Here is a 25,950-nt window from a genome sequence, read left to right as displayed (position 1 = left end):
TGAGCAGGTCCTTTCAAAAATAAAGAAAAGACACCCTAAGGTGCCTTTCTCCGACATGAACCACTTTAATTTTAATAATATGTATTGGACGCTAATCCAAAGATAATTCTAACATGCTTTCATATAAATGAAAGCGGATTCTTTAACTTAATTAATTACTTTGTCCATAACTTCTTTATATTTGTTAAATTGAGCATCTTCCATATCACCATTCATTTGTATAAGGAAGTTACCTTTTGCGTAAGTATGAGAGAATAGCATTTGATTACCATTACCTAAATCATCATAGTATTTCTTAGCTTTTTCAAGATCTTCTTTGTTTTTAAACTCAAATATTCTACCACCACTATCTTCACCTAATGCTGGAACAAGAATGCGCTTTGCTTCTTTTCTAGTATTTCCAAATTCTTTTTCTGGTAGGTCACTAGGATTGTCAGCTTCTAATCCTGCAGCTTTAAATTCTTCAATTACCTTACCAACCGTGAGATTACTTGTCATTGATTTAACGCTGTCACAAGCGGATAAACCAAATAATAATAGAGCCCCAATAAGTAATACTGCTAATCTTTTAAACATAGTTGTTCATTCCTCCTAATGTAAATAAATCCGTAAATATAATAACAAATTATTCATCTTTATATTGTCATATATTGTCGAATGGAAATAAAAAAGAGAGCTGGAGCCTTCAAGGAGGTATGGAAATAATTATGAGCTTCAAGGGCCATCTTGGAATTCAATACCACAATTCATTTTTGGGAAGTGTATTTGAGAACCTTTTATTTTTGGATTATAAGAGTGCTCTCACATTTACGACAAGCAATCTTCTCTTCCTCAAAAATGAATAAATTCTCAGCATCACATTCTGGGCATACAACTGCAAATGGTGTTTTTATATTTTTATAGCATAGGAAAGACATGGCTGCCAGGAATAGAGCAGGTATAACAAGCATCATAAGTAAGAATAGACCTGCAAAAACGCCTGCAATTATGGAAAGTGGTTTCATTAGTTTTCTACCCACGGAGTTTACTTGATTATCCTTCTTACGAAAAGCAGTAACAAGGTAAGTTTTGGTTTCTCTTAACGGCTCAAATGCATTTACCGTATTGTAATCTTGTTCATTCATAGTGGGATAGGAAGTGTTTGGTCCTTGATACCCTCGTTGTATATAATAGTTGTTTGACTCAGCTATTTGTGGTGTATACGAGATTCCAGTTCCAGGTATATAAGTTGTTGTTCTTGATTCAGGTGGAATGGAGTTCCCTCCCGTACCTGTGTATGTAAAGTTAATTTTCACACCCGGGGAAACTGGGATAATTCTACGAAACTTATAACCCATAATATTGTATCCTCTCCATCTAATTAATAGAATTCTTTACTAATTATAACAAATTTTTAATTTAATATTAATATATTAAATTAAATCAAATTAATAAAAAAGAGTAATATTGGAGTTTGCTAATTTAAGATGTTTTAGGAGTCCTTTTTTACATAAAAAAGACACCCAAAGGTGCCTGCCTCCGCCTTGGACTATCCTGTATTAATGCCGTTTCGATTAATACATTAAATTATAAAAATAATTTGTTATACCTCCATGTACCCTAGCTGATATAATGTATAAGGCAATTATTGGTTAATTAATAACGCACATATAGTAGGGAGGTACATAAGTAATGATAGATTTAATCAGTGGATTAATTGAAATAGTTTTTGGTTTTTTTGCATTCATTTTAGCTTTATTTGCTTATCTCTTTTCAACAGGAGAAGAAAAGAGACAAGCAAAAGAGGATTTAAAAGAGCTTTCTAAATCTTTTCTCATCCCCTTTGTTGTGGTATTTGGAATTGCAAGTATATTTTTTATTAATATGATTAATGATATTGACAATAAACCGCCTTCGAGAGACGATGGCGATCCTTTAGGATGTGCTCATTATGGTGGAGAATGGGACACTGGTGGCCTTTTTGGGGAAGCCAAATGTATTTATAATAAAACCGATGAATCGGATTATAAATAATATGCATAAAGAAAAGGCGCCATAAAGCGCCTCCCATTTGGGTAAATAAGAAGTAAGGTTTCTAAGATAACTGAAAAAATAGAACAGGTGCTTAGATTTTATCACAATTTTTTTCTGAATGAACATGCATTATTACATATTATAATAAATCCCTCTATTTTCCATTTGATAAAATAAAATCCAAATATTGTAAATTTTTAAATAAATATTTCTAAAAATTCAAAATATTTACAAAAATAAGGAAAGTGATACATTTAAAGTGCAAGTTATAAAAAACTATTAAAGGGGGATTTATTATGTTTAAGAAATTAGTAGTAGGAGCATTAGCAACTGGTATCGCGTTAACTGGAGGAATTGGAGCTGCATCAGCAAGTACAGCAGACACAGTAAATAAATCAAGTGAAACAAAACTGTTAGCATGTTATCCAAAAAACAGCGAAGGTAAGTATATAAAAGAAGTTAGACAAAATCACCAATACTTTGATAATACTAAAACTGAGCCAGCTTGTGGGGGAACAGTGGTATGGTATTTGAAAAAAATTGAGTTTACAAATGCAAATGGCGGCACATATATTGGTCATTATGAAGGATGGCTTAAATAGTTAGTATTGATTTCATTTCAAAAAAGACACTCAAGCCAGTGTCTTTTTTGAAATTTTATAGATTTAGAAAATAGTTATTTCAGAGAGCGTCTATAGATGTTTTTGCCCATCCACCTTTTCTGATAATTTTAGGTCAAAATGTAAAATTTCTGAGCTTATCATAGCAAACTACCAACTCGTATATTTTTATATCGTGTCGAATGGAAATAAAAAAGAGAGCCGAAGCTCCCTTATTATATTCCTAATAGTTGTTTCTTTTTTACTGTAAACTCTTCTTCTGTTAGAATTCCTTGATCTTTCAATGCAGCTAGTTTAATAATTTCTTCAGCGACAGAATAGTTATTTACAGGATTTGTTGTAGAAGAATGGTCATTAGGTTGGATACTATTTACGTACCAGGATTCTTCTGGTGAACCGTACCAAGATGGCTTACTATATGACTTTTGTTTTTCATTCCATTGCAACTTAACATCTACCCAATGTCCTCTAGGATATACCGATAAAATGCCCGGTTCATACTTTTCTACCCATTTAATTTTATTTAATAATTGATTTTGTTTCATTAAATGCGTATAAAAAACATTTTGGAACATTGTATGATAAATAGAAGTCGCAATATGTTCTATATCATTCGTGATTGCGTCTACACCAGTCATGACAACGGTCGCAAGTAAACCTTCTTGTAGATCATCCTCCCTACCCACGTGCATTTCTACATCGCAATAATATACTTTTACTTCATTATCCTTATTAGTTACTAAATCATGCTTTAAATAAGGTAGTTTGAACTTATAAATCCCTGAATGAAATCTAATTGCTTCTTCCATGTTTGATTGATTTAACCAATTCATAAAATCGCTCCTTTCTATAATTTTCAAAAATATTTACATATATATAATATTACCATAATATAACGATTTACAATGATATATAAAATGTCCGCCAATACTTTTTTCATTGCTATACAAATCCCAACGCAATTACTTAAAGTATAAATATCTTATTTAAAGTCTCATGACTTTTTTACACTTTTATATTTGTGTAAAAGTGTAAAAATAATTATCATATTATATCTTCTTCTACCTAACTTGAAATCTGGTATTCTATGAATCATAGAGAAAAACAATAATCTACTAAAATAGAGGAATACACTAGGGAGAACTAGTAAAAATAAATCAATACGTATTGTGTTATACAAAAGCAATTCATGATTTACCAGCTAATCACGAAGGTTCTCTAAAGAAAAGTGGTTGGTTATTAACTTTTCTATCCAGATATGATGGCCTAATGGAATTATTGGTTTAATATTATTTACGCTGGCACAATAAAGCATTCAAACATTATAAAATTTCATATCAGGAAAAAATGAGGAGCTAAATTAACTTTATTAAAATAACTATGAAATCTAGGGAGTGTAAGGATTGCTTATAAATTTAAAAACCAATTTATAAATATTTATTATTAATTGAATATTTATTATTGACAAAAAATTAAGTTTTATATAAAGTAAAAAATGTAATTATATTCATAAGGAGGAAAAATAATGAAAAACATTATGAGAGAACTAAAAATGGAAGAGTTAGAAAAACATAAAGGTGGCATTGATATTACTCAATGGACTAATACAAGTGACGGTGGTGGTACAAGCCTTTCATGTAAAGAGTTGTATACTTGTTGGAAGTTTGGTGTATGTGGTGGTGAGAATGCTTATCAAGCTTATGTGGCATATACGAGACACTGCTAATAAATTAAATGTTTAGATTTTTTCTTTGTCAGTAAAAAAATTTCATCTTTAAAGATGAAATTTTTTTACTTGCAATATTTTATATTAATATATCTAATTAAAGTTGCTATATTATTATAAATTTTTAAATAATTTGAATTTAAGGTGATATGTGTATGAAATATGTACATACGAAACAACAAGAGGAATATGATTGTGGAATTGCTTGTGTATCAACAATACTAAAATATTATAATTTACAATATGGTATAAATTATCTTAGAGACTTAGTTGTTACAAAAAATGGTTATAGTTTAAAAGACCTAATATCACTATTTAATCATTTCAAACAATTTTCATGTAAGGCCATTGAGGTAGATCAAAATTATATAGAAGAAGTGTTTGATGACCTTCAAATGCCATGTATTGCTTTAATTAATCGTGGTGAAGAGGGAGATTATGAAGGGCATTATATTATTATCTATAAGAGTCAGAAAAATAAATTAATAATAAGTGATCCTGTAAATGAGAAGATAAGTACAATATCTATCAATGAATTTAAGAAAGAATTTACAGGGATTCTTCTCTTAATTACTAAAAAAAATAATGATGAATTTTTTGCCCAAGGTATAAATTATTCAAAACAAATGTTTAAGGAACTAATAAAAGGTAATAAATTTACTATAGTCTCAGTACTATTATTATCTTTCTTATTTGTTCTTCTTTCCATCGGTAATTCTTATTTCTTTAAAATTTTAACTGATTTTGTTATTCCTTATCATTATGATCATTTTTTATTGCAATTCACTTTAACCTTTTTAGGTATTAATTTGTTAAATAATCTATTTGATTACGTTCGAATTTATGTAACCAATAGGGCTGCAATTAAATTAGATAAATCTATTTCAACACAGTATTTAGAAAAGTTAATCCAATTGCCGTTAGTCTTTTTTGAAAATAGGGAAAGTGGAGATATTATTTCGAGATTTAATGATACATCGTACATTAGGAATTTAGTAAATGTGGCTTTTATATCACTAATATTAAATTCGGTAATTCTATTAGGAATAGGAATCGTTCTTTATATGATTAATAAAATGTTATTCCTTATAGTACTTTGTTTATCATTAATTCTAATATCATTAACAATTATATATTATGATATTTTGAAGAAGAGAAATAGAAATTTAATGTCTGCACGATCATATACTCAATCTTTTCTAATTCAATTTATAAAAAATATGACTAGTGTATATTCATTAAATAAAAAAGAGTACTTTCTTAACTCATTCCATAAAGTATTTAGTAAACAATTAGATTCGACAAGGAAAGAAACGTATTCACTTACTAATAGTAATGGACTGAAAAAGTTAGTACAAACTACTTTTTCTATAATCATCTTGTTTGTGGGAGCGAAACAGATTATGTCTGACTCTATGACATTAGGTGATTTTTTATTTGTAAATTCTCTTATGATGTTTTTCATGAGCTCTTTAGGTGGATTAATTGAGATACAAGGAGAAATACAAAAGGCCCTGGTTGCAAAGGATAGATTTTTAGATATTATGAATTATCCTGTATTAAAAGAAACCAATGAAAAAAAAATAGCTAGCGTAGAAGAGATAAAAATGAAAAATTTATCTTTTCATATAAATAATCAATGTATTATCAAGGATATTAATGTTACCTTATATAAAAATGAAAAAATAATATTGGTAGGGGAGAGCGGTTCAGGAAAAACAACATTTTCAAGGTTATTAAATAAATTGTACCCTGTCAGTGACTCACAAATTTTTATAAATGGTATGGATATTAATAGTGTTAGTAGCACAGAGTTAAGAAATGAGATTATATATTTAAATGAAACCCCTTTTCTTTTTAAAGATAGTATAAGAGAAAACTTAAGTATGGGGGAGGATTTTACAGAGGATGAGATTATAGAAGCTTGTAAAATAGCACAGATATATGATGTTATTAATTCTTTATCTAATCAATTCAATTTTGTTATAAATGAAAGTATGTCAAATTTATCTACCGGACAGAAACAAAGGCTTTGCTTGGCTAGGGCTATTCTCCAAAAACCAAGTGTTCTTATTTTAGATGAATCACTTAGTAACGTGGATCTAAATACTTTTAAAAATATTTATGATAGGCTATTAGAATTAAATGTAATATTAATTTTTATTACCCATAATCCTGAGTTTTTGACTGAATATGATAGAAAATTAGTGTTCGTAGAAAAATCGATTATCGAAATGGAAAAACGTAATGAGAAGATGAGATTAGAGGTGACAAGATGACAAAAAAAGTTTTTTTGGCTTCTTTGGTAATTATATTAAGTGTTTGTATAGTATTTTTTGTGTCCAATTCAAAGAGTTTAGATACACCTGATTATACAAATATAACCATGAAAGAGCTACAGAAAAAGATAGACTCTAAGGATAATTTTAAAGTTTATGTATATAAAACAAGCTGTTCAGCTTGTCAGACTATGAAGCCAATAATGAATGAAGTTATTAGAGAGGAAAAAATAGATATTCTGGCTTTTAATATAGAATCAGAGTCAAATATTGATTTTTCTTTTTTGGAAGGACAAAATATAGATAAAACACCCACATTACTTCAATATAAAAGCGGGGAAGAGGTAGCACGTTTAGAGGGACTCCAATCTAAACAAGAATTAAAAAAATTTATGAAACAATAGTTGTTTGTATATTTAGAGGTGAGAATGTGATGATATATATTTCTTTCTTTGTATCATTTATTGCTACTATAGGGAGTTTATATTTTAGTGAAATAAAAGGGTTTATTCCATGTGAATTATGTTGGTATCAAAGAATATTTATGTATCCCATTCCATTATTAATTTTGATATCAATAATTAATAATGATAATAGTATAAAATATTATTTGCGATATTTTTCTTTGATTGGTATTTTTATATCTTTATATCATAATGTTATTCAAATTAATCAAATGCATAGTTTATTTTGTGGTATTACTAGTAATTGCTTAACTGTTTATGAGAAATATTTTGGCTTTGTAACTATTCCACTCATGTCTTTAATAGCATTTTGTTTAATTTTTATATTATCTTTTTTTATAAAGATAGAAGAGAAATCGGTAGCAGAAAGTGTAAAATAAATTTGGTTCTGGTGCAAAAATAGTATAAAAGATAATAAAGCCAATAGATTCTTAATGGAATCATCTCTTATGCTGCAAGTCTAAATAATTGATGAATGAATGTTTTTTGATTTTGGACAGACTGATCCCGTAAATCAACCTGTTCTTTTTTAATCATATGTATGGCTTCTACTCCAGAAAGAATGGATGTAGCGTTTCAAAACATTTGAGTCCTAGCATAAAACAAGATCATCGCTGCTTTATAAAGCGATGGTCTTGTTCTACTATTATGTTATTCAAGTACTCCCGTTGTTAAGTCGCATACTACCAGGTATGCTTTTTTACTTTAATTGTTCAATTAAAGTAAAAAAATGAAGCAAAATCCGACACTTTTACACTTGTGTAAAAGTGTAAAAGTGTAAAAAATATACTAATACAAATAAAAGGATGTAATGAAAATAATGTCAATCAGCACAAAATCAGATCCGTTTTTTCAAAAATTTCTTTAGTAAACTTAATTTGAAGATGCTGTACTTATAGTTAATTTCAAGAAAAAACTGTACCAATACTCGTATATATTAAAAGAATACAGAGCCTAAATACTTTCAAAATGGAATAATAAAAAAATTTCACGTGAAATTAAATTTATATAATTATAGCTTGATAGCGATGGGGAAGTACCAAACATCAATCAACTTAAGGATGTTTGGTATCAACCCTTGTCGATTTAAAAATATCATAAATATATTGTAATATCTTGTAAAAATTATACAAATTGGATAAAATGATGATTGTAAATACTATATTTACCAATTTACATACTATATTTACCAATAGTTATGTTTGGAGGAAAATACATGATAAAAAATTGTAGTTTGCAATAATCAAGGAAAAATCTATTATTAATTATTCCAGAAGCTTTTTAGAGATTTCCTAAATAAGTGATACTTATACTAATTAAGCAAATGGTTTAGCTTTCTTTAATTTAAGAACACTTAAAACAGAAACTCAAGTAACTAATGCATAGAGTTCTTCAATTATAAAAATTTTATCCTTTAATTTCTAAATATTTGGAATAAAATAATTAAGGAGTTGTAAAGGTGAATATGGTAAACAAAACTTATGGGATATTACAAAAATGCTGGAAAATATAATGAAATTAAAAATTTGCTTCAAGAAGCTACGACATATGACCCCTATGATACCAACTTGAAATTTATCTTGCATTAGCTCAAATTATTCAAAATAAAATTCCTGCAGCTCTAAAAAACTATACTCAGATATTGAATATAGACCCAAAATAATTTTAATGCACATTTTCTTTTATGTAATTCATTTCTAAATTAATAGGAATAACGAATCATATTCTAAGCATTTAAAACTTATGAATCGAATAAAAAACAAAAATTCTAGATATATGTATAATATGTAATCACCTTAAAGAGAGTCGTTCTATGAAACAAATCCTTATAGAATGTTTAAGCATTGGCCTTTCTAAATATCCATTTCTAAGATTATTGTATCAGGTGGCCTAACAAAGAAAAAAATTTAAAAGGCAGATGTAATGAGTAAATGGTTAATTTTAAATAGTATAAATAGGGACCAATCTATATTAGAAAATAATTCAATAAATAATGTTGAGAACGCTTTATTAACAATTGCGATTCTTGAAAAGAAGGATTAAAGAATATAAAGTCGGTAACAATTGCAACTCATTATATTAAACAATGTTTTAATATAATGAGTAATTTTATAGTTAAGATAAATTGAAAAAATCTCTAATCAAAACCTACTAATGTAACATATATTGAACAAAACTCTACAGAGACAGCCAAATGAGGAGATTCTTAAATCTATACCGTACTTTTTGAATTTGGGTATTCCTAGAAACCCAGAGATAAATATAAAGAATTTTAATTTTCTTTTGCTTAGATGGAAATTTATTAGATATCTAATTATTACTTTGACTAACTAAAAGTTGATATGGAATATTAATTTATCCAATGAGTCATATATAAATTTTTTATTAAAAGGAGAGCGGTTATAATGGATATGATTAAACTATTGATTTTTGAAGAAAATACCCATTTTATGAGTAAAATACATAATACCATAAGAGAAAATAAAGATATTAAAATAATTGCCACTACAAGTGATACAGTTACGTTATTAGAATTAGTAAAAATTTTGACTATAGATGCTATTCTTTTAAGTATAGAAGATCCGAAAGAATTTAATTTAATTACTAAAATTTTAAATGTATGCCCAAATATGAAAATAATTATACTTACAAACATACATGATGGTAGCTTAATAAAATCATCCTTTGCTGCCGGTGCAACAAATTATGTCTTGAAGAAAGAATATTCAAGTCTTCCATTAAAAATAAAAGATAGCTGCCAACAATACACTCCTTTTGCAATTTTAATTAACGATTATTGTTTCTTAAAAAAGGAATTTATATTAAGTGATTTAACTTTTTCTGAAAGAGAGGTATATAACCTTTTAGAACAAGGTTATAGTAGATCCCAAATACAAAGTACACTTTTCAAATCACAAAATACCATTAAAAGTCACATACATAATATTTTAAAAAAAATGCATTGTCCCGATACAAAATCAGTGGTAGAAAAAGTTAATGGTTTTTCTCAACCAAATATAACAAGTCAAGAAAAAATCACCCTCCCCAATTAGGAAATTATGGAATAATATGATGACAGGTAACATAGTTTCACTAAATTACATTTGGAGGAGATTGAAAATGAAAGAACTATTAAAAAACCCTGTTTTACAAAACAAATATTCAATGAAGGAAAAAAACCCAGCTGGTGATCTTCTACAAGAAGTTAATGAACAAGAAATGCAAGAAGTGAACGGTGGTCTTGGCGGTGCTGAATCTAGAGCCATTGCTAAAAGAATGGGACTTGGAGACAACTATGGTACTATGTGTACAGTATCTGCAGAATGTATGTTTACAATTAGCTGTGGAAACTAATTAACAGTAGTAAAAACTAAAAATTCTTAAATACCAAAAAATAATGAGCAATTAATTGCTCATTATTTTTTTACACTTTTAAATACGGCATATTACTCTGTTTATTAAAGTAATTACAAAAGCATTTGCAACCATTACATTCCCCTAGTAACACTCATCCTCTGCCTAAAATTGGGTATGACATACCCTCACATTTTAAGGAAGAGTTCCTCTGTCAGAAAACAATGAAATGGTTTTTTTGAACTAACCCCATTTCGATATGTGTCTATTATACAATGAACATACATTCGATAGGTAGTGAAGTAACAGTTTATGTATGTCGAACAATTAAGATGGCTTTCTGTCATCCCTAGTCCAAAGCGAATTCATCCCCACCTACTCACTTTGCGTTCCTCTTCTTGGCAAAAATAATAAAAACTAAAACAAACGGAATAGGTTGAGAAAAAATCACCCTATTCTATTTGTTTATATTATTGTAAATTATTAAATGTGAATTATGTTATCTTGACTTAGTTCATTATATCTAATAATGAACTAAGTCATACAATTAACATATAACTCAGTTATCACCTTTCTGATAACTACAACTCCAAATATTCCATATACTATTTTAGTCTATTAAATAAGAAGTAGGGATGAAAATGAACAATACAATCAATATAGAAAAAGATTATGATTTTACAGATGTTATAAATTATTGGATGTCTTTATTTCCAGAGATAAATGATATTAATGAATTTGAAAATATCATAAAAGAAGTTAAACAAAGTAGTTTACAAGATTTAGAACAAGAATGGGCTAAACAAGAATACGATTCTAATAAAGACAATACTGAAATACTAGAATTATTTAATTTTAATTCGGATGAGAAAACAAAAAAAATAGAAGCTATATTTAATAAAAATGAGAAGGATTATGAAAAACTCCAATTTTTTAACTTTTTTAGGCCCATTATTAAATATTATTTGTATAAATATTATGATGTAATTAATAATTACGAATTACTTAAAAACAATGAAATATTTTTACAAAGTTTAATTGCAAAAATAGCTGAGCTCCTATACCAAATTTCCTATCGTACACTGGTTTTAGAAGTTAATATTGCAAAATCAAATGATCTATTAATAGGAGAATCTTCAGAAGAAAGATTTTTATACTTCCAAAATTCATTATTAAAAGATGAAAGCTTTCTTAAAGATTTATATACGGAATATGGATGCTTAATATCGCTGATGAAACTGAACACTAAAAACTATTTAGATTTTATAATTGAGATATTAGAACGTACTTCTGCAGAAATTAACCAAATATCCACTGTATTTAATGGAGGTAAAGCATTAGGAAACCTATTAAATATTGAAACTGGATCTGGAGATACACACCAGGGTGGAAAAAGTGTTTCAATTCTATATTTCGCAACTGGTGTCAAGTTAATCTATAAACCTAGAGAACTTAATTTTGAAGAAGGATACTATAATCTGATAAACTGGATTAACGAACAAAATGTTCCTGGTATGAAGAAATTAAAAGCTGCAAAGTCGCTTTCAGTGAATGGAAGCGGATGGATGGAATTCATTCCATTTGAAGAATGTACGGATGAAGATCATGTAAACAACTTTTATTATCGTATAGGACATTTACTATGTCTTCTTCACGCATTGAATGCACGAGATTTTCACAGCGAGAACCTAATTGCAAATTCAGAACATCCAGTACTTGTTGATTTAGAATCTCTTATTCATGGTAGTTTGGAAAAAGAAGATAATTCTATAGCTGGTGCTATGGAGAATTGCGCCAAGCTTATCGAATCATCTGTTATTTCTATTCTGCTATTACCAAGTAGAATAGTTTTAAATGATAAATCTAATGTTAATGTTTTTGATTTAGGTGGTGTAGGAGGAAGCAAAGAACAACTCTCCCCATTCAAATCAGAGGTCATTCAGCATAATAATACTGATAATATTAAGGTTACTCGTGATTACGTAACTTTAGAGCCTAACAATAATAACCCTAAAATAAAAAATCATAATCAACAAATTGAACAATTTCTTAACCAAATACAAGAAGGGTTTAAACAAACTTACGATTGGATTTTAGATAATAAAGAAAAGTTCATTAACAAAATACTTGAGTTGTTTTCCAACCAAACATGTAGGATTCTTTTTAAACATACGTTTATATATGGACGTTTGTTACGAAGTAGTTATCACCCTGATTTATTAAGAAGTACAATACATAGAGAAATTTTATTACATAGGATAGCATTGTATAAATTTAAAGAAAATTTCGAAAAAATATCACCCTATGAATTGAAAGATTTACTTATTGGCGATATACCCTACTTTACAACTAATACAAGCCTTAAAACCGTAAAAGATTCAAGAGGACAAACCGTTAATGGATATAATTTAAAGGTAACACCTTTAGAAACTTCCATAAAAAAAATCAGGGAATTTAGTACAAAAGATTTGAAAAATCAATTAAAATTTATTGATTTAAGTTTTATTCATACTGAAAATAAAAATGATAGTGCACTAACAAATGTAACATTCTCAAAAGGAAATCATTTACCTCAAAATAATTCAATAGAGGATCAAAATTCATCCTTACTTAAAATAGGAAACCATTTACTTGAAAATAGTATAATGGGCAAAACAGATTCTGAAATTGACAGAACTTGGATTGGTTTAATGATGTCTGGTAAAGATGAAATTACAACACGTATTGCATCAGTAGATTTCGATCTCTATAAGGGGAATAGTGGAATTTCATTATTTTTAGGTTACTTGAGTATTGCTACCAGGAATGAAGAATTTAAAAAAGCTGCCATTGAATCTCTAACTCCATGTATTAAACTTCTTAATAGTATTATAGAACGCAAAAAAAACAATGCAGAGGAAAATGAAATTTATTCCATTGGTGCCTTTAGTGGCCTGAGTGGTATTTTCTATACAATATTCCATTTAGGTAAATCTCTTAATATTGAGAAATTTATTGATTTTACATATGAAAATATCGGCTATCTTCTAGAGGATGTCAAAAAAGGACAAGACTATGATTTAATTGGTGGTTCAGCAGGATATTTAGGGGTTGTTCTTTCTATTTATAATAAAACAACTGATAAAAATAAAAAAGAAATGCTTTTGAAGATAGCAAATGAAATTTATCATGACTTAGAGAACAATGCTACATATTACTCTAATGATTCTGTATTTTGGGGTCCAAATTTAGAAACTGAGGGATATACGGGGTTTGCCCATGGAACAAGTGGAATCTCCGCAATGTTAATACGATTACATAAAATAACTAAAAATCCTAATATTTTAAAATTAATAGAGAAAACATTGAATTACGAACGATCAATGTTTAGTTCTAAAGATGCGAATTGGTACACTAATCTTTCAAGAGTTGGCATAAGTGTAGGTTGGTGTCATGGTGCACCAGGGATACTTTTAAACCGACTTATATTAAAAGATAATGGTTATTATGATGATATGATTAATCATGAAATTCAAGTAGCTCTTGATACTACAATCCAAAAAGGGTTTGGTAACAATAGTACTTGGTGCCACGGTGATACAGGAAACCTAGAAATTCTTCAATATGCTGCAAAAGTTTTAAATGATTCATATTTAGAAAATAACTGTCTTGCTACATATCATGAAATTTTCCGGAATTCCATCAACTCCAACTGGGATAAAGGATATTCTGGAACCGTAAATATCTATGGATTATTGGTCGGTTTAGCAGGGGACGGTTATTCTATTTTAAAACATAGAGCAGATTTGTCAATTCCAGGAATTCTTTGGCTAGAATAAAGCTGCTGTTTTAATATTCTGTTTTACATTTTTTTACTATAAAAAATATTATTATTCACCGTAATTAAGCTATCAAATATTTGATAGCTTAATTATCTATTAAATATAAAACATGGTTTTAGAAAAAAATAACTGTCGGTGAGGTCGGAGAATGTACTATTCAAAAAACAGGAAAATACCATTTATCGAGCAATTGCAACAAACAGAATGTGGTCTTTGTTGTGTTGCAATGGTATTAAGATATTACAATAGTAATCAACCTATCAGTGAAATAAGAAGGCACCTAGAACCTGGGAGAGATGGTACTGGTCTAAAACATTTATATCAACTGTTAAATGATTTAGGTTTCCATTCTCGTGTATATAAAACAACTGTAGAGGGTCTAAAACAAGTTACACTCCCTGCAATACTCCATTGGGATAATAATCATTTTGTAATTCTCGAAAAAATTAAAAACAATAAATTCTATATTATAGATCCCGCACTTGGTAGAAAAACTCTATCAGAAAATACTATAGAAAGTATGTTTTCTAATTATGTATTGACAACGAAACCTACTGAAAATTTTATACCAATAACTAAGAAGGATTCTGTTTTTAAAAATTTTTTACAAGATGTTTTTAGTAATAAACTGGTATTCCTTAAACTTTTCTTACTCACTTTCTTTGTTAGTGCAATTACATTATCAATTCCTATAATGATTCAAAAGTTAATAGATGGTGTAACTATCCATAATACTTTGAATATAAATACCATCCTATTATTTGCAGGTCTACTACTACTCTATGGTTTACTTTTACTTGCGAGAGGAAAATATATTGTAGATATACGAGCATTATTAGATCGTTCGCTGCTTGGGAAAGTATTTAGTCATCTGTTAAAAATCCCCTATAAATTTTTTGAGGTAAGAGCCAAAGGAGATTTATTATATAGAATAAATTCTATGAATATAATACGGGATTTATTATCCGAAAAGGTGATAGGTAGTATCATGGATGTCAGTGCTCTAGTTTTTATGACATTTTATATGCTATATAAGTCCCCGGTTTTAACAACCTTAGTGTTAGTTTTATTTTTAATAAGTATTGGGTTTACTCTATTTATGCATTCTCATATCAAAGAATATAGCTTATATGAAATGGTGGAAAGAAGTAAATTAAGTAAAATTCAAACAGAAGCCATTTCAGCAATATTTACAGTTAAGGTATCAGGCATTGAGGAAAATATATTTAACGTTTGGAAAAATAAATTAAATGATGTTTTATTTAGATATAAAAAACAGGCAAATTTACTTAACGTATATACAACCTTTACTCAAATGATGCAGACTATTTCCCCTTTTTTAGTACTTTTACTTGGATTAAAATTATATACTGAGAAAAATATTACTTTAGGTGAAGTAATTGCTTTTTATTCGTTAGCAGTCATGTTCTTTAACTATAGCTTTTCTATATTTCAAACATGGAATAACTTTATCGCAGCTACTAACACATTAGAAAGAATACAAGATATTACTAACGAAAAGATTGAAAAAGAAGGGAATCTACCTGTCCCTAATCCAATAAAAGGAGATATAAAGCTAGAAAATGTAACGTTTTCTTACAGTAAATATTCAAATCCTGTTATAAAAAATCTCTCACTACATATTAAAAGTGGACAAAAGGTAGCCATAGTAGGAGCTTCGGGTTCTGGAAAAAGTACCTTAGGTAAATTATTATTGGGTTTATATACTCCAAATAGTGGTGATATTTTTTATGATTCTTTAAATTTCAAGGATATTAATAAAAAACAATTAAGAAAGCAAATAGGGGTTGTACCTCAAGAAATCTATTTATTTAATGAATCTATTTATGATAACATCAGTTTAGGTCATAAAAACGTGGATATATACGCTGTCAAAAGGGCTGCTGAAATTGCTCAAATTTCAGATGAAATTGAAAAAATGCCTATGCATTACAATACTCTCGTTTCAGACATGGGATTGAATTTCTCTGGAGGCCAAAGGCAGCGTATAGCACTTGCTAAGGCTTTACTTAATGACCCAAGAATAATGGTCTTAGATGAAGCTACTAGCTCTCTAGATTCAATTAATGAAGCAAATATTGCTAATCATTTCAAAAATATTGGTTGTACTTGTATTATAATTGCCCATAGACTTTCAACAATTGTAGATTCTGATATAATTTATGTTTTAGATGATGGAAAAATTGTTGAACAGGGCACACATACTGAGTTAATGAACTTACAAGGGAAATACTGTAAACTTTATACACAGGGCGAGTCGAGTGATAATTCCATTAAAATAGAATCAAATGAGGAATTATCACAATCGATATCTTCTTAAGGATAGCTAAGTAATTAAAAATTGTGGAGTTAAATTTTTATTAAAACAAAAAAAGTAAAAAACATTTATTTATATGTTTTTTACTTTTTTTTAAATGAAATTATAGTCTGTCCATAAGTAGAATCAATAGCCCAGTCTATATCCATTTCCTTTGACATAAGGGAAATAATGGATAATCCTATTCCTGTCCCCTTACTTGAGTGATTGCTATGTTCGAATCCCGGACCATGATCAATAACTGAAATAGTTTCTTGGTTATCACTTGTACTTATGTATATACCAATATAATTCCCCTCACTGGCATATCTAATTACATTTTGTATAACATTATCTATAATCCTTTGAAACCAGTTTTGATCAATATACCAATAAATTTGCTTTTCTGGTATTTTAACGTCTATATAAAAACCTCTTTCTTCTAAGGAATTATACCAGGAAGCAATAATCTTTCTTAATAAAGATGTTATGTTTATATCCTTTGGGTTAAATGGATATTTTTTAGATGTTAATAAAGAATATGATAATAAATTATCTATAAGTTCAGCAATATAACTAATTTTATCATCCATTAATACTATGATTTCTTTTCCTTTAATTGAAGTTACTTCCTTTTCTAATAAGTTAATTTGAGTGCGGAATACCATTAAAGGCGTTCTTAAGTCATGAGAAAGGTTAGCAATTAAATCTCTTCTAAATTCTGCTTCTTCACGTTCCTTCAAACGACTTTTTTCTAAAATTTGAATCATATTATTAAAGTTTTGTTCTAATAAACCGATTTCATCCATTTTTGATAACTCAATTGTTTTTGGTATTGATTCTTCTTTAGAAAGTTTCATAGCTTTTTGTAACCGGATTAACCTATTACGAATATCGCGGAAAAAGAGTCCCGAAAAAATCAAAAAAATTATCAAAATCAATAGAATTACGGTAATAAAAATAGTGCTGTATTCTTTTTGCATTCGTGAAACAGGGTATTCAATATACTTTTTAGGAAGCCGTATTACCATAAAAGCTTCTTTTTTTTCTTTCCCCATATAACTCACTACAGTATAAAATTCTCCATTTATACTTTTTTTCATAAAATCTATACTATAATTCACTGTCCATTGTGAGGGGATATTAGACGGCTTTGAAACGGGGAAATGAGCTCTCCCTTGATTATCGACCCAAAACGTAGAAGCTTGAGGATAGGCTTTATGTATAGAATGAAAAAACTCTTTAATTTTTTCAGGATTTTCTGCATTTAACAACTTAGAATTTTCATTCCAAACTTGTTCAATCTCTTTAGTACTGTAATAAGGTTCAGAAATGGCTAGCTGCGTATAAGATAATGTGAAAATTATCGAAGTCAATGGAAACATGACTGGAATTATAACTATAGCAATCAAAATGATAAAAATATATTTTTTTAATAAAGATGTACTCTTCTTCATCCTCTTAATCGATAGCCTATTCCATGTATAGTTTCAATTATTGTTGGATTACTGGGGTTTATTTCAATTTTTTCTCTTAAATATCGAATGTGTACCATGAGTGTCTTATCCCCTTCTATATAAGAAGTTTTCCAAATAGCTTCAAAGATTTGTTCTTTTGTTAATGTCTGATTTAGATGCTGCATTAGATAGAAGAAAATTTGATGCTGCTTACCAGTTAACTCTATCTCTTTATCTGTTATAGTATTAAAAACTCGATATTCCTTTGTAGAAACTTGAAGATGCTTAATTGCTTGTAAGGTATTTTCTAGTCTATTATACCGCCTCAATAAAACTTCTATTCTTGCTAATAATTCTTTAAAATGAAATGGCTTAGTTAAATAATCATCAGCGAATAATAGTCCTTGTAATTTATCATCTAATGCAGTACGTGCAGTCACTAAAATTATTGGGATGTCTGGATAGTTTTTTTTAAACCTTTGCCCCAGTGTGAAACCGTCTAATCCTGGAAGCATAATGTCCAAGATAATTAGATCTGCGGTTGTAATCGCCTCATAACATCCTTTTTCTGAAGTAAACCAAGATACTCTGTAAGATTGCTTTTCTAAATCAATTTTTATTTGTTTTCCTATCTCAATTTCGTCTTCGATACAAATAATGTGCTTCACGTTCTCACCCCTTAATATCAAATCAATTTTACTTATTTAACTATATAACAATTACTATATTATGTAAAAAAAGAAATTTAAACAAATTTTAAACTATATAGAAATTTAATTTAACCTTCATGAAATATAATAAATATAAGGTGGTGTTTATATGAAATATATTGTTGAAACAAATAATCTAACTAAAAAATATAAAAAAAGTAGTGTGGTTAGTGGTGTGAATCTAAAAATTCCTGAAGGTGAAATTTATGGATTTTTAGGACCCAATGGTGCTGGAAAGACAACTAGCATTAGAATGTTACTAGGTTTAATTAAAGCGACTGAAGGTAATATTTCAATTTTTGGTAAAGATTTAAATAAAAATCGTTTATCTATTTTATCTGATGTTGGAGCATTAGTAGAAAATCCTTCTTATTATGCACATCTCAATGCAATTGAAAATTTAGAAGTTTATAGAATTTTAAGAAATATACCAAAAGAAAAAATACATTCTGTTTTAAAAACTGTCGGACTGCAGAATGCAGCACACCAAAAAGTTAAAGAATACTCTCTAGGCATGAAACAACGTCTTGGTCTTGCCATTGCATTACTTGGTGATCCTAGATTATTAATTTTAGATGAACCAACAAATGGACTTGATCCCCAAGGGATACATGAAATGCGTGAATTAATAAAGAGTCTCGCTAAGGAAAGAGGCATTACTATACTAGTATCCAGTCATTTATTAAGTGAAATAGACCAAATGGCTACATATGTTGGGATTATTTCAAAGGGACGGCTCATTTTCCAGGATAAAATTGAAGTTTTACGACAACATTCACATAATTCAATTAAGATTTTAGTTAATAAACCTAAGGAAGCATGGAAAATCATTCTTGCTAGTGGTATACCGTCAGTGATGGAAGAGGATAAAATTGTTATATCTAATACTGATAATACAGCTATAGCTAAGATTGTGAAGGCTTTAGTAGCAAATGATATATCGGTATTCCGTATTGAAGAAGAAAAAAATTCACTTGAAGATATTTTCCTAAACATCGTAAAGGAGGAACAAAACGATGTACAAATCCCTCTTAGCATCTGAATTTCTTAAATTAAAGCGTAAGTGGGTTTGGTTTTTAATAATGATAGCCCCAATAGGTGTTATTATACTTCAAGGAATAAATTTCAGTTTAAGATACGATTACTTAATTGAAAAATATAAAAATGATTTATGGGGAGGGCTACTTTCAAATGTTCAGTCTCTTTCCCTTCCAGCAATAATACTAGGAATTACAATTATTACTTCTATAATAGCCCATTTAGAACACAGCTCTACTTCTTGGAAACACCTTTTAATACTACCAATAGAAAAAAGAAAAATATTTATAGCTAAATTTATATTAAGTTTTATTTTATTATTTATATCTTGTTCCATCCTCTTTATAGGCAGTATTTTTTTAGGTATAGGACTAGATTTTGGATATTCTATCCCATGGTTAAAAGTTATAAAAATTAGTTTTTTCCCTTACTTTTCTGCTTTACCAGTTTTAGCATTACAATTATGGTTATCCATTGTTTATAAAAATCAAGGGATAACATTAATAGTGGGAGTTTTAGGTACAGTATTAGCACTATTCTCAGAATCCTTGCCAGATTGGATTATATGGAAATTACCCTCACTTGCAAGTAAATCAGATACAACTACACTGTTAGGGGCAACTGTTGGGATTTTACTAATTTTGATAGCAACATTTGATTTTGTAAGAAGGGATGTGGATAAATAATGCTAAATTTAAGATTATTTTTGGCTGAATTCCATAAGATTAAAAAGACAAAAATTTGGCTACTATTATTTATTAGTCCCCTTTTAACAGGGATGTTAACTTACCTAAAAGTGGGTGATACATTAGCACCTTTAAATAATTGGGAAATTATTTATTCATTTGCTTCAATAATACACGCTATGATCTTTCTCCCATTATTAACTGGAATTTTTACCGCTTTTATCTGCCGTCACGATCATTTACATGGTGGGTGGAAGCAATTACTAGTTCAGCCTATAAAACGTTATCAACTTTACTGTACTAAAGCTATATTTGTGCTATTTTTTATAATTATTACTCAACTTTTATTTCTTTTAGAAATAATTATAGTAGGTTCTATGTGCGGGGTAACAGGCCCTTTTCCTACAACAAATATATTGAAATCTTTAATAGGTGGAATATTTACAACATTACCTTTAATAGCACTTCAAATGTGGCTTTCCGCAATATGGTCCAGCTTTGCTGCTCCAATGGTAGTATGTGCTGGTCTAACGATACCTGGTATGATAATTAGTCAGTCTGAACGATTTGGTCCAATTTATCCATGGAGTCAACCCCTTTTAGCTATGTTACCTTCAGGGAGTGAAACAGGGATACTATTTATTTCTACCAAAAGTATATTAATTGTATTGATTAGTTTTATTATTTTCTTTATTGGAGGATTGCTTAATTTTAATAGAAAAACATATTAACTCTATAAATTAGAAACTATGACATAAAAATTACTATAGCACCAAGAAGAATCTATTATTATATTGTTGATATAGTTAATATCAACAATATAATATTTAAAATAGCCGCTCCACATCTACAAGGAGACGGCTTCTTCTCTTACTTCCTATATACTCGGCTTTATTCGTTATAGGGATTCAGCCATAAATTTGGGGCTAAAGATTCAACTTGAGTATGATTTATTAATTGAAGAATTTATATTTCGAAAGTTTAAAGGAAACATCCACCTGCATTTTATGTAAAGTTATGCTTCCTGCTATAAATTGATACTTAAGGGAAAAAGCAGAAGCAACATTCGTGCACTTTTATACTTTTATATTTGTGTGAAAGTGTAAACTGACACAAACAAAAGGGGTACAATACAATACAATGCAAACAATGTTAATCCATACAAAATCAAATCCGTTTTTTCAAAAATTCATTTAGTAAACTTAATTTAAAAATGATGTACTTTTAATTAAGTTCTTTTTATTTCCTTCGTTATTACATCTACTCATTTTCAAAACCTCCACCAAGTAGAGCTTGGTATATTAATGAATTCTAGTCTAAGTAAAGATTATTTTTATTATACATTGTCGTAAAATGATATAAAACAAGCAAAAAAGGACCTCTTTAATATTAAAGAGGTCCTTTTTTATAGTGTATTTTAAAATTTTTTTTAGTTTCTCAAAAATGCTCTTAGAATTTAAGGATAAAGTGAGTAAAATGCATGTGTAGAAGGGAGGCTTTATATTATGCAAAATCCAACAAAAACTTTTTATCTAAAAATTAAATTTTTCGGATTCAAAATGATTATCAACTATTCTTTATAAGAGAATATAGCCTATTTTAATTTGAAAACAAAAAGGTAGAACAACTTTTTACTTCTACCTTTTTGTTTTAACAATACCTTATTCAAAATTTTGTTGCATCTATTAATTGTATAAACTCCCCCTTAATTATAAACTTCTTTAATATATTATAATTCCTCTTCATGAAAGAACGTAAGTTCGTGTGTAATAAGGACAAATGTTCTTTCACTTTAGGAGGAATCACAGTGTATGACTATTCAATCCTACCGAATAGAATCATCTTATGTGTTGATTTACGGAGTTTTTACGCTTCAGTAAGCTGCATCAAAATGGGATTAGACCCAATGCATACAAAATTAGCTGTAGTAGGTGATGTAAATAGAAATGGTTCAATCGTTCTAGCTGCAACACCCCCATTAAAAGCGTTGGGTGTAAAGAAGATGGCAAGGCTATACGAGATTCCTCGAAGAAAAGATATTCTTGTTGTAAATCCAATTATGGGAACTTATATTAAATGCTCCAACTACATAACAAAACTAGCTTTACAATACGTTCCTATTGAGGATTTTCACCAATACAGCATCGATGAATTTTTCATGGATATTACCGATAGCATTCATTTATTTGCCAACGATCCATACGAATTCGCTATGAATTTTAAATTAAAGGTCTTATCCAAAGTTTAGAAAAATCCACATATCCAAAATATTTCATCTTAATATTCGTTAAATCTGATGAAAAAGGAATTTGACGTGTATCATAGTATAAGGGAATCATAATAGAGGATTCTATCAGTTCTTTTTCAAGATTCTTATTTAATGAAGCCCACTCCTCAAAATGTGTATGTTTGTATTTAGAAAGGTGTTTTTTTAGGGATTTATTTGTTTTTAAAGCCTTAGCCAATGGTGAATATCCAGCTGTTAAAAAATAATAAAATGATATCTCTTGATTCATCTCGAATACTTCACCATGAATATAGAGATCTACTTGTTCATTAAGTTTTTCATCACTAAAATAGTTTTCAAATGGAACCCATTTAACTTGAAAAGGTATATTCTCTTTTTCTAAGATATTCATTAACCATTTTGTTGTTGCTTCTGTATACTGATTAGCTTTTATAATAAGTGGTTCTTTAAATTCGGGACGTTTTCTTTTTGGAATATTGACTTGATGATCTACATCTTTCAAACAACTTTTAATATTTGGGTTTTTTTGAGAATCATATTCATGAATATGATTCATATTGTTAGCTATAATAGAATGTAAGTAATTACGAACATCTATGTGTTGAATTGACGAATTACGCCAAGCATTCATAATTATAACACCGAAACCTGAATTCCTTTCTACTTGAAAGGTAGAATTACTTTTATGATGTTTGGAAGATTGATAAATAGTATCAAATTCTAGAGGGACCTGAATGAATTCTACTGTATCTAGCAAAGGTCTTTCTTGAAAATAATCATGAAATGCTATCAATGATGTTTTCTCCAGGTTATTCTCTCCTATATAAAAACCACCGGTTCCTATGATTTGGCCGTTATTTTCCTTATAAATGCTTGTATTTATCATGCATAATATTTGTAAACAATAACTACAACTATCTGGATAATGTATATCAATAATTAATGGTGATACAATCTCTATTTTTTCTATGGGTGCCCATAAGTCTTTATAATATTTATGACTACGTAGTTTTGAGAGACATAGTTTCACGTCAGCCGCTGTTAAGATGGATCCATCATGAAATTTTATAGACTTTTTTAAATATAGTCTAAGCTTAGATTGAGTTAAATCCCAACTGTGAGCTATTTCAGGGAATATGTTCCCCTTTTCATCCATATAAACAAGTCGATTGAAAACGTTCGCGACAATATGTGCACTATTTACATCGGTAGCCTCGAGCGGATGTGTTGTTAAAAAGGGCTTTCTTCTAGGAATAATTAATTTATCATCCGAATTATGTATATAGCCAAATTTCGAATGAAACTTAGTCATCAAGCGTAGTTTACTGTTTGGAGACCAATTATATAGTAAATATTTACTACTTTTTTCAACAGGCTGTTGATCCATAATTTCCATTACTTGTGGCTCATAGATTTTTTCTATATTTTTTAACCATTGAAGAGAGGAGGGATTTCCTCTGCCTTTTCCAGAAGTGAAAGTCAGCCAGCCTTCATCCATCCATTTATTTAAGTAACGTACTGTTTGCTTTGTACTTAAATTTAAAAAATCTGAGAGGTCTTGTATTTTTATATTTCCTGAAGAAAATGATTGCCATAGATTCAGTAAATTTTTATCCATCTTCCTATCTCCTTTTATAAGTGGACATGTTTTTCTGAATATGTCCATTTATATTTTGGTAAGTCTAGTTTAATATAACATTAAACAAAAGGAGGAGATACGATGAATTGGAAAGACCTTGAGCAAAATATAAAAGTACGCTTAATTACATCGTTTTTTAATCGTGCTGTTACATCAGCAGTAATGCCCTTTATGGCATTGTTTTTTGCTCACGAAATAAATAAAGTATGGGCCGGGTCATTTTTAATCTTAACGGTTATATTAAGTTTTGTTTCAAATTTAATTGGAGGTTACATGTCAGATCGCTTTCAACGAAAGAAAATCTTATTGTTAACTTCATTTTCTAGTACTTTAATGTTTTTATTCATGACTTTAAGCTTATATCCTACAGATAAGATGATTTGGTTATTTGCTATTGCTTATGTAGGTTTTATAATATCAAACAGTCTTGGAAGCCCATCCATGCAAGCTATCATCATAGACTCAACTACACCAGAAAATCGAAAGGCTGTTTATACAATTGACTATTGGCTTATGAATCTTTCTATGGCAATTGGTGCAGCATTAGGTGGTTCTTTATACATGAATTACCAAAAAGAGTTGTTTATATTACTGACTTTTGTTTCTGCTACATTACCGATTGCTTATAAAATTTGGCTAGTTGCAAAAGTTAAAGAGTGCCTAGAAAAAAGGCATGGAAATATAGTACTTGATCTAATTCAAAACTATAAAGTTGCTATTCAAGATAGAGCATTTTTAAGGGTTGTAATAGGGTCTATCTGCATATTTGCGGCAGAGTGTTCTTTAAACAGTTATATTGGTGTACGACTTTCAGAAACATTCAATCCAATAAGCATTGGGAATTTTGAAATAGTAGGAGTGAGGATGCTAAGTATTCTTAACATACAAAATATGCTTTTAGTAGTATGTTTAACGTTTATTGTAAATAAATTCACAAAGCGTCTAAGTGAAAAAAAAGCGTTACTTTTAGGTCTTGTGCTCTATGGTGTAGGCTATGTAACAGTAACATCTGCAAACACTTGGTACGTACTGATTATTTTTAATTTTATTGCCACTGTTGGTGAACTTGTCTACTCCCCAATCAGAAATACAGAACAAGCTAATATGATTCCGGCTGATAAAAGAGGATCGTATTCAGCTTTTGCAGGTCTATCAAATATTGGCGCGGATCTAATTGCAAGAATGACTATTATCGTTGGTGCGTTCTTAGTTCCTACGATGATGTCTGTTTACATTGGTATCATTGTAATAATGGGGACATTTCTCTTATATAGTGGACTGTTCTTTAGAACTAATATTCAGTCTCAGGAAAGATTGAATAAAATGTCATCATAATATAATACTTTTAATGAAAAAACACGCTATTCTTTCTATAGAATCGTAAGAAAGGATGGCGTTCTTTATGTCTATTTCTGTATCTAACGAGTTACAATTATTTGCTCAAGAGATTCAAAGTTTTTTATCTCCAAATACCTTACGCAATCTTGCTAGAGATGTTGGTTTTGTACAACGAACCAGTACGTACCAAGCAAAAGATTTAGTCGCTTTATGTGTATGGATCTTTTAGATTTTATTGTA

20 protein-coding genes and 3 pseudogenes are annotated in these 25,950 nt (G+C 29.0%); 16 read left to right on the top strand and 7 right to left on the bottom strand.

Annotated elements, in window-relative coordinates; all coding sequences use genetic code 11:
• Window positions 1-147: 147 nt before the first annotated feature.
• On the bottom strand, window positions 148-576 hold the full coding sequence (locus AC0ONG_RS29450) for a stress protein (RefSeq protein WP_098437973.1): 429 nt from the start codon (window positions 574-576) through the stop codon (window positions 148-150).
• Between the two features lie 200 nt (window positions 577-776).
• On the bottom strand, window positions 777-1,337 hold the full coding sequence (locus AC0ONG_RS29445; RefSeq protein WP_098316437.1) for a DUF4236 domain-containing protein: 561 nt from the start codon (window positions 1,335-1,337) through the stop codon (window positions 777-779).
• A 334-nt stretch (window positions 1,338-1,671) separates the two neighbouring features.
• Between AC0ONG_RS29445 and AC0ONG_RS29440 the strand changes: the two genes are divergently transcribed.
• Complete coding sequence (locus tag AC0ONG_RS29440; protein WP_063539094.1) at window positions 1,672-2,013, top strand: hypothetical protein; 342 nt, start codon at window positions 1,672-1,674, stop codon at window positions 2,011-2,013.
• Window positions 2,014-2,309: 296 nt separating this feature from the next.
• The gene (locus tag AC0ONG_RS29435; RefSeq protein WP_098437975.1) at window positions 2,310-2,615 is read left to right on the top strand and encodes a hypothetical protein; all 306 of its coding nucleotides are present in this window, start codon (window positions 2,310-2,312) and stop codon (window positions 2,613-2,615) included.
• 233 nt (window positions 2,616-2,848) lie between these two features.
• Here the strand turns inward: AC0ONG_RS29435 and AC0ONG_RS29430 are convergent, their stop codons facing one another.
• Window positions 2,849-3,466: an SHOCT domain-containing protein gene (locus AC0ONG_RS29430; protein WP_255299015.1), complete on the bottom strand. Its 618-nt coding sequence runs from the start codon at window positions 3,464-3,466 to the stop codon at window positions 2,849-2,851.
• A 692-nt stretch (window positions 3,467-4,158) separates the two neighbouring features.
• On the opposite strand from AC0ONG_RS29430, the gene AC0ONG_RS29425 reads away from it, so the two are divergent.
• The 4 genes from AC0ONG_RS29425 to AC0ONG_RS29410 all read left to right on the top strand — a co-directional run bounded on the left by AC0ONG_RS29425 (window position 4,159) and on the right by AC0ONG_RS29410 (window position 7,482).
• Window positions 4,159-4,359 (top strand): hypothetical protein, encoded by a 201-nt coding sequence (locus AC0ONG_RS29425; RefSeq protein ID WP_098437976.1) that lies wholly within the window; start codon window positions 4,159-4,161, stop codon window positions 4,357-4,359.
• 155 nt (window positions 4,360-4,514) lie between these two features.
• The gene (locus AC0ONG_RS29420) at window positions 4,515-6,638 is read left to right on the top strand and encodes a peptidase domain-containing ABC transporter (protein WP_474205286.1); all 2,124 of its coding nucleotides are present in this window, start codon (window positions 4,515-4,517) and stop codon (window positions 6,636-6,638) included.
• Window positions 6,635-7,042, top strand: a complete 408-nt coding sequence (locus tag AC0ONG_RS29415) for a thioredoxin family protein (RefSeq protein WP_176546568.1) — start codon at window positions 6,635-6,637, stop codon at window positions 7,040-7,042. Before AC0ONG_RS29420 ends, AC0ONG_RS29415 begins: the two co-directional genes overlap by 4 nt.
• 29 nt (window positions 7,043-7,071) lie before the next feature.
• Window positions 7,072-7,482, top strand: a complete 411-nt coding sequence (locus tag AC0ONG_RS29410; protein ID WP_098437980.1) for a disulfide oxidoreductase — start codon at window positions 7,072-7,074, stop codon at window positions 7,480-7,482.
• Window positions 7,483-7,549: 67 nt separating this feature from the next.
• Here the strand turns inward: AC0ONG_RS29410 and AC0ONG_RS29405 are convergent.
• A pseudogene (locus tag AC0ONG_RS29405) lies at window positions 7,550-7,773 on the bottom strand (IS6 family transposase); the annotation flags it as partial.
• 1,734 nt (window positions 7,774-9,507) lie between these two features.
• Here AC0ONG_RS29405 and AC0ONG_RS29400 point away from each other — a divergent pair.
• The 4 genes from AC0ONG_RS29400 (at window position 9,508) to AC0ONG_RS29385 (ending at window position 16,618) form a co-directional block, all read left to right on the top strand.
• Window positions 9,508-10,155 carry a response regulator transcription factor gene (locus AC0ONG_RS29400; RefSeq protein ID WP_098437982.1) on the top strand — a complete coding sequence of 216 codons (648 nt, stop codon included), beginning with the start codon at window positions 9,508-9,510 and terminating at the stop codon, window positions 10,153-10,155.
• Between the two features lie 67 nt (window positions 10,156-10,222).
• Window positions 10,223-10,456 carry a plantaricin C family lantibiotic gene (locus tag AC0ONG_RS29395; RefSeq protein ID WP_098437983.1) on the top strand — a complete coding sequence of 78 codons (234 nt, stop codon included), beginning with the start codon at window positions 10,223-10,225 and terminating at the stop codon, window positions 10,454-10,456.
• 641 nt (window positions 10,457-11,097) lie between these two features.
• Window positions 11,098-14,274, top strand: coding sequence for a type 2 lanthipeptide synthetase LanM family protein (locus AC0ONG_RS29390; RefSeq protein ID WP_474205282.1), 3,177 nt, complete (start codon window positions 11,098-11,100; stop codon window positions 14,272-14,274).
• A gap of 151 nt (window positions 14,275-14,425) precedes the next feature.
• A complete protein-coding gene (locus tag AC0ONG_RS29385) occupies window positions 14,426-16,618 on the top strand; it encodes a peptidase domain-containing ABC transporter (RefSeq protein WP_098437986.1) in 2,193 nt (730 codons plus the stop codon).
• 80 nt (window positions 16,619-16,698) lie between these two features.
• Here the strand turns inward: AC0ONG_RS29385 and AC0ONG_RS29380 are convergent, their stop codons facing one another.
• Both AC0ONG_RS29380 and AC0ONG_RS29375 read right to left on the bottom strand, forming a co-directional pair.
• Entirely contained in the window at window positions 16,699-18,051 is a 1,353-nt protein-coding gene (locus AC0ONG_RS29380; RefSeq protein WP_098437988.1) for a HAMP domain-containing sensor histidine kinase, read from the bottom strand.
• Complete coding sequence (locus AC0ONG_RS29375; protein WP_098437990.1) at window positions 18,048-18,719, bottom strand: response regulator transcription factor; 672 nt, start codon at window positions 18,717-18,719, stop codon at window positions 18,048-18,050. The genes AC0ONG_RS29380 and AC0ONG_RS29375 overlap by 4 nt, the downstream gene beginning before the upstream one ends.
• Before the next feature lie 151 nt (window positions 18,720-18,870).
• Between AC0ONG_RS29375 and AC0ONG_RS29370 the strand changes: the two genes are divergently transcribed.
• From AC0ONG_RS29370 to AC0ONG_RS29355, 4 genes and pseudogenes are all read left to right on the top strand, one after another.
• Entirely contained in the window at window positions 18,871-19,803 is a 933-nt protein-coding gene (locus AC0ONG_RS29370) for an ABC transporter ATP-binding protein (RefSeq protein WP_098437991.1), read from the top strand.
• On the top strand, window positions 19,778-20,485 hold the full coding sequence (locus tag AC0ONG_RS29365; protein WP_098437993.1) for an ABC transporter permease: 708 nt from the start codon (window positions 19,778-19,780) through the stop codon (window positions 20,483-20,485). Before AC0ONG_RS29370 ends, AC0ONG_RS29365 begins: the two co-directional genes overlap by 26 nt.
• The gene (locus AC0ONG_RS29360; protein WP_474205277.1) at window positions 20,485-21,216 is read left to right on the top strand and encodes an ABC transporter permease; all 732 of its coding nucleotides are present in this window, start codon (window positions 20,485-20,487) and stop codon (window positions 21,214-21,216) included. Before AC0ONG_RS29365 ends, AC0ONG_RS29360 begins: the two co-directional genes overlap by 1 nt.
• Window positions 21,217-22,292: 1,076 nt before the next feature.
• A pseudogene (locus tag AC0ONG_RS29355) lies at window positions 22,293-22,727 on the top strand (Y-family DNA polymerase); the annotation flags it as partial.
• Here AC0ONG_RS29355 and AC0ONG_RS29350 read toward each other — a convergent pair.
• Window positions 22,705-24,351, bottom strand: coding sequence for an ABC transporter substrate-binding protein (locus AC0ONG_RS29350; protein WP_474205275.1), 1,647 nt, complete (start codon window positions 24,349-24,351; stop codon window positions 22,705-22,707). The pseudogene AC0ONG_RS29355 and the gene AC0ONG_RS29350 sit on opposite strands and share 23 nt — an antisense overlap.
• Before the next feature lie 102 nt (window positions 24,352-24,453).
• Between AC0ONG_RS29350 and AC0ONG_RS29345 the strand changes: the two genes are divergently transcribed.
• The gene (locus AC0ONG_RS29345; protein ID WP_474205273.1) at window positions 24,454-25,707 is read left to right on the top strand and encodes an MDR family MFS transporter; all 1,254 of its coding nucleotides are present in this window, start codon (window positions 24,454-24,456) and stop codon (window positions 25,705-25,707) included.
• A gap of 67 nt (window positions 25,708-25,774) precedes the next feature.
• A pseudogene (locus AC0ONG_RS29340) lies at window positions 25,775-25,933 on the top strand (IS4 family transposase); the annotation flags it as partial.
• Between the last annotated feature and the right edge of the window lie 17 nt (window positions 25,934-25,950).

The organism is Bacillus sp. TCT6 (genome assembly GCF_056033845.1).
This window is presented reverse-complemented; position numbering and strand designations above follow the sequence as displayed.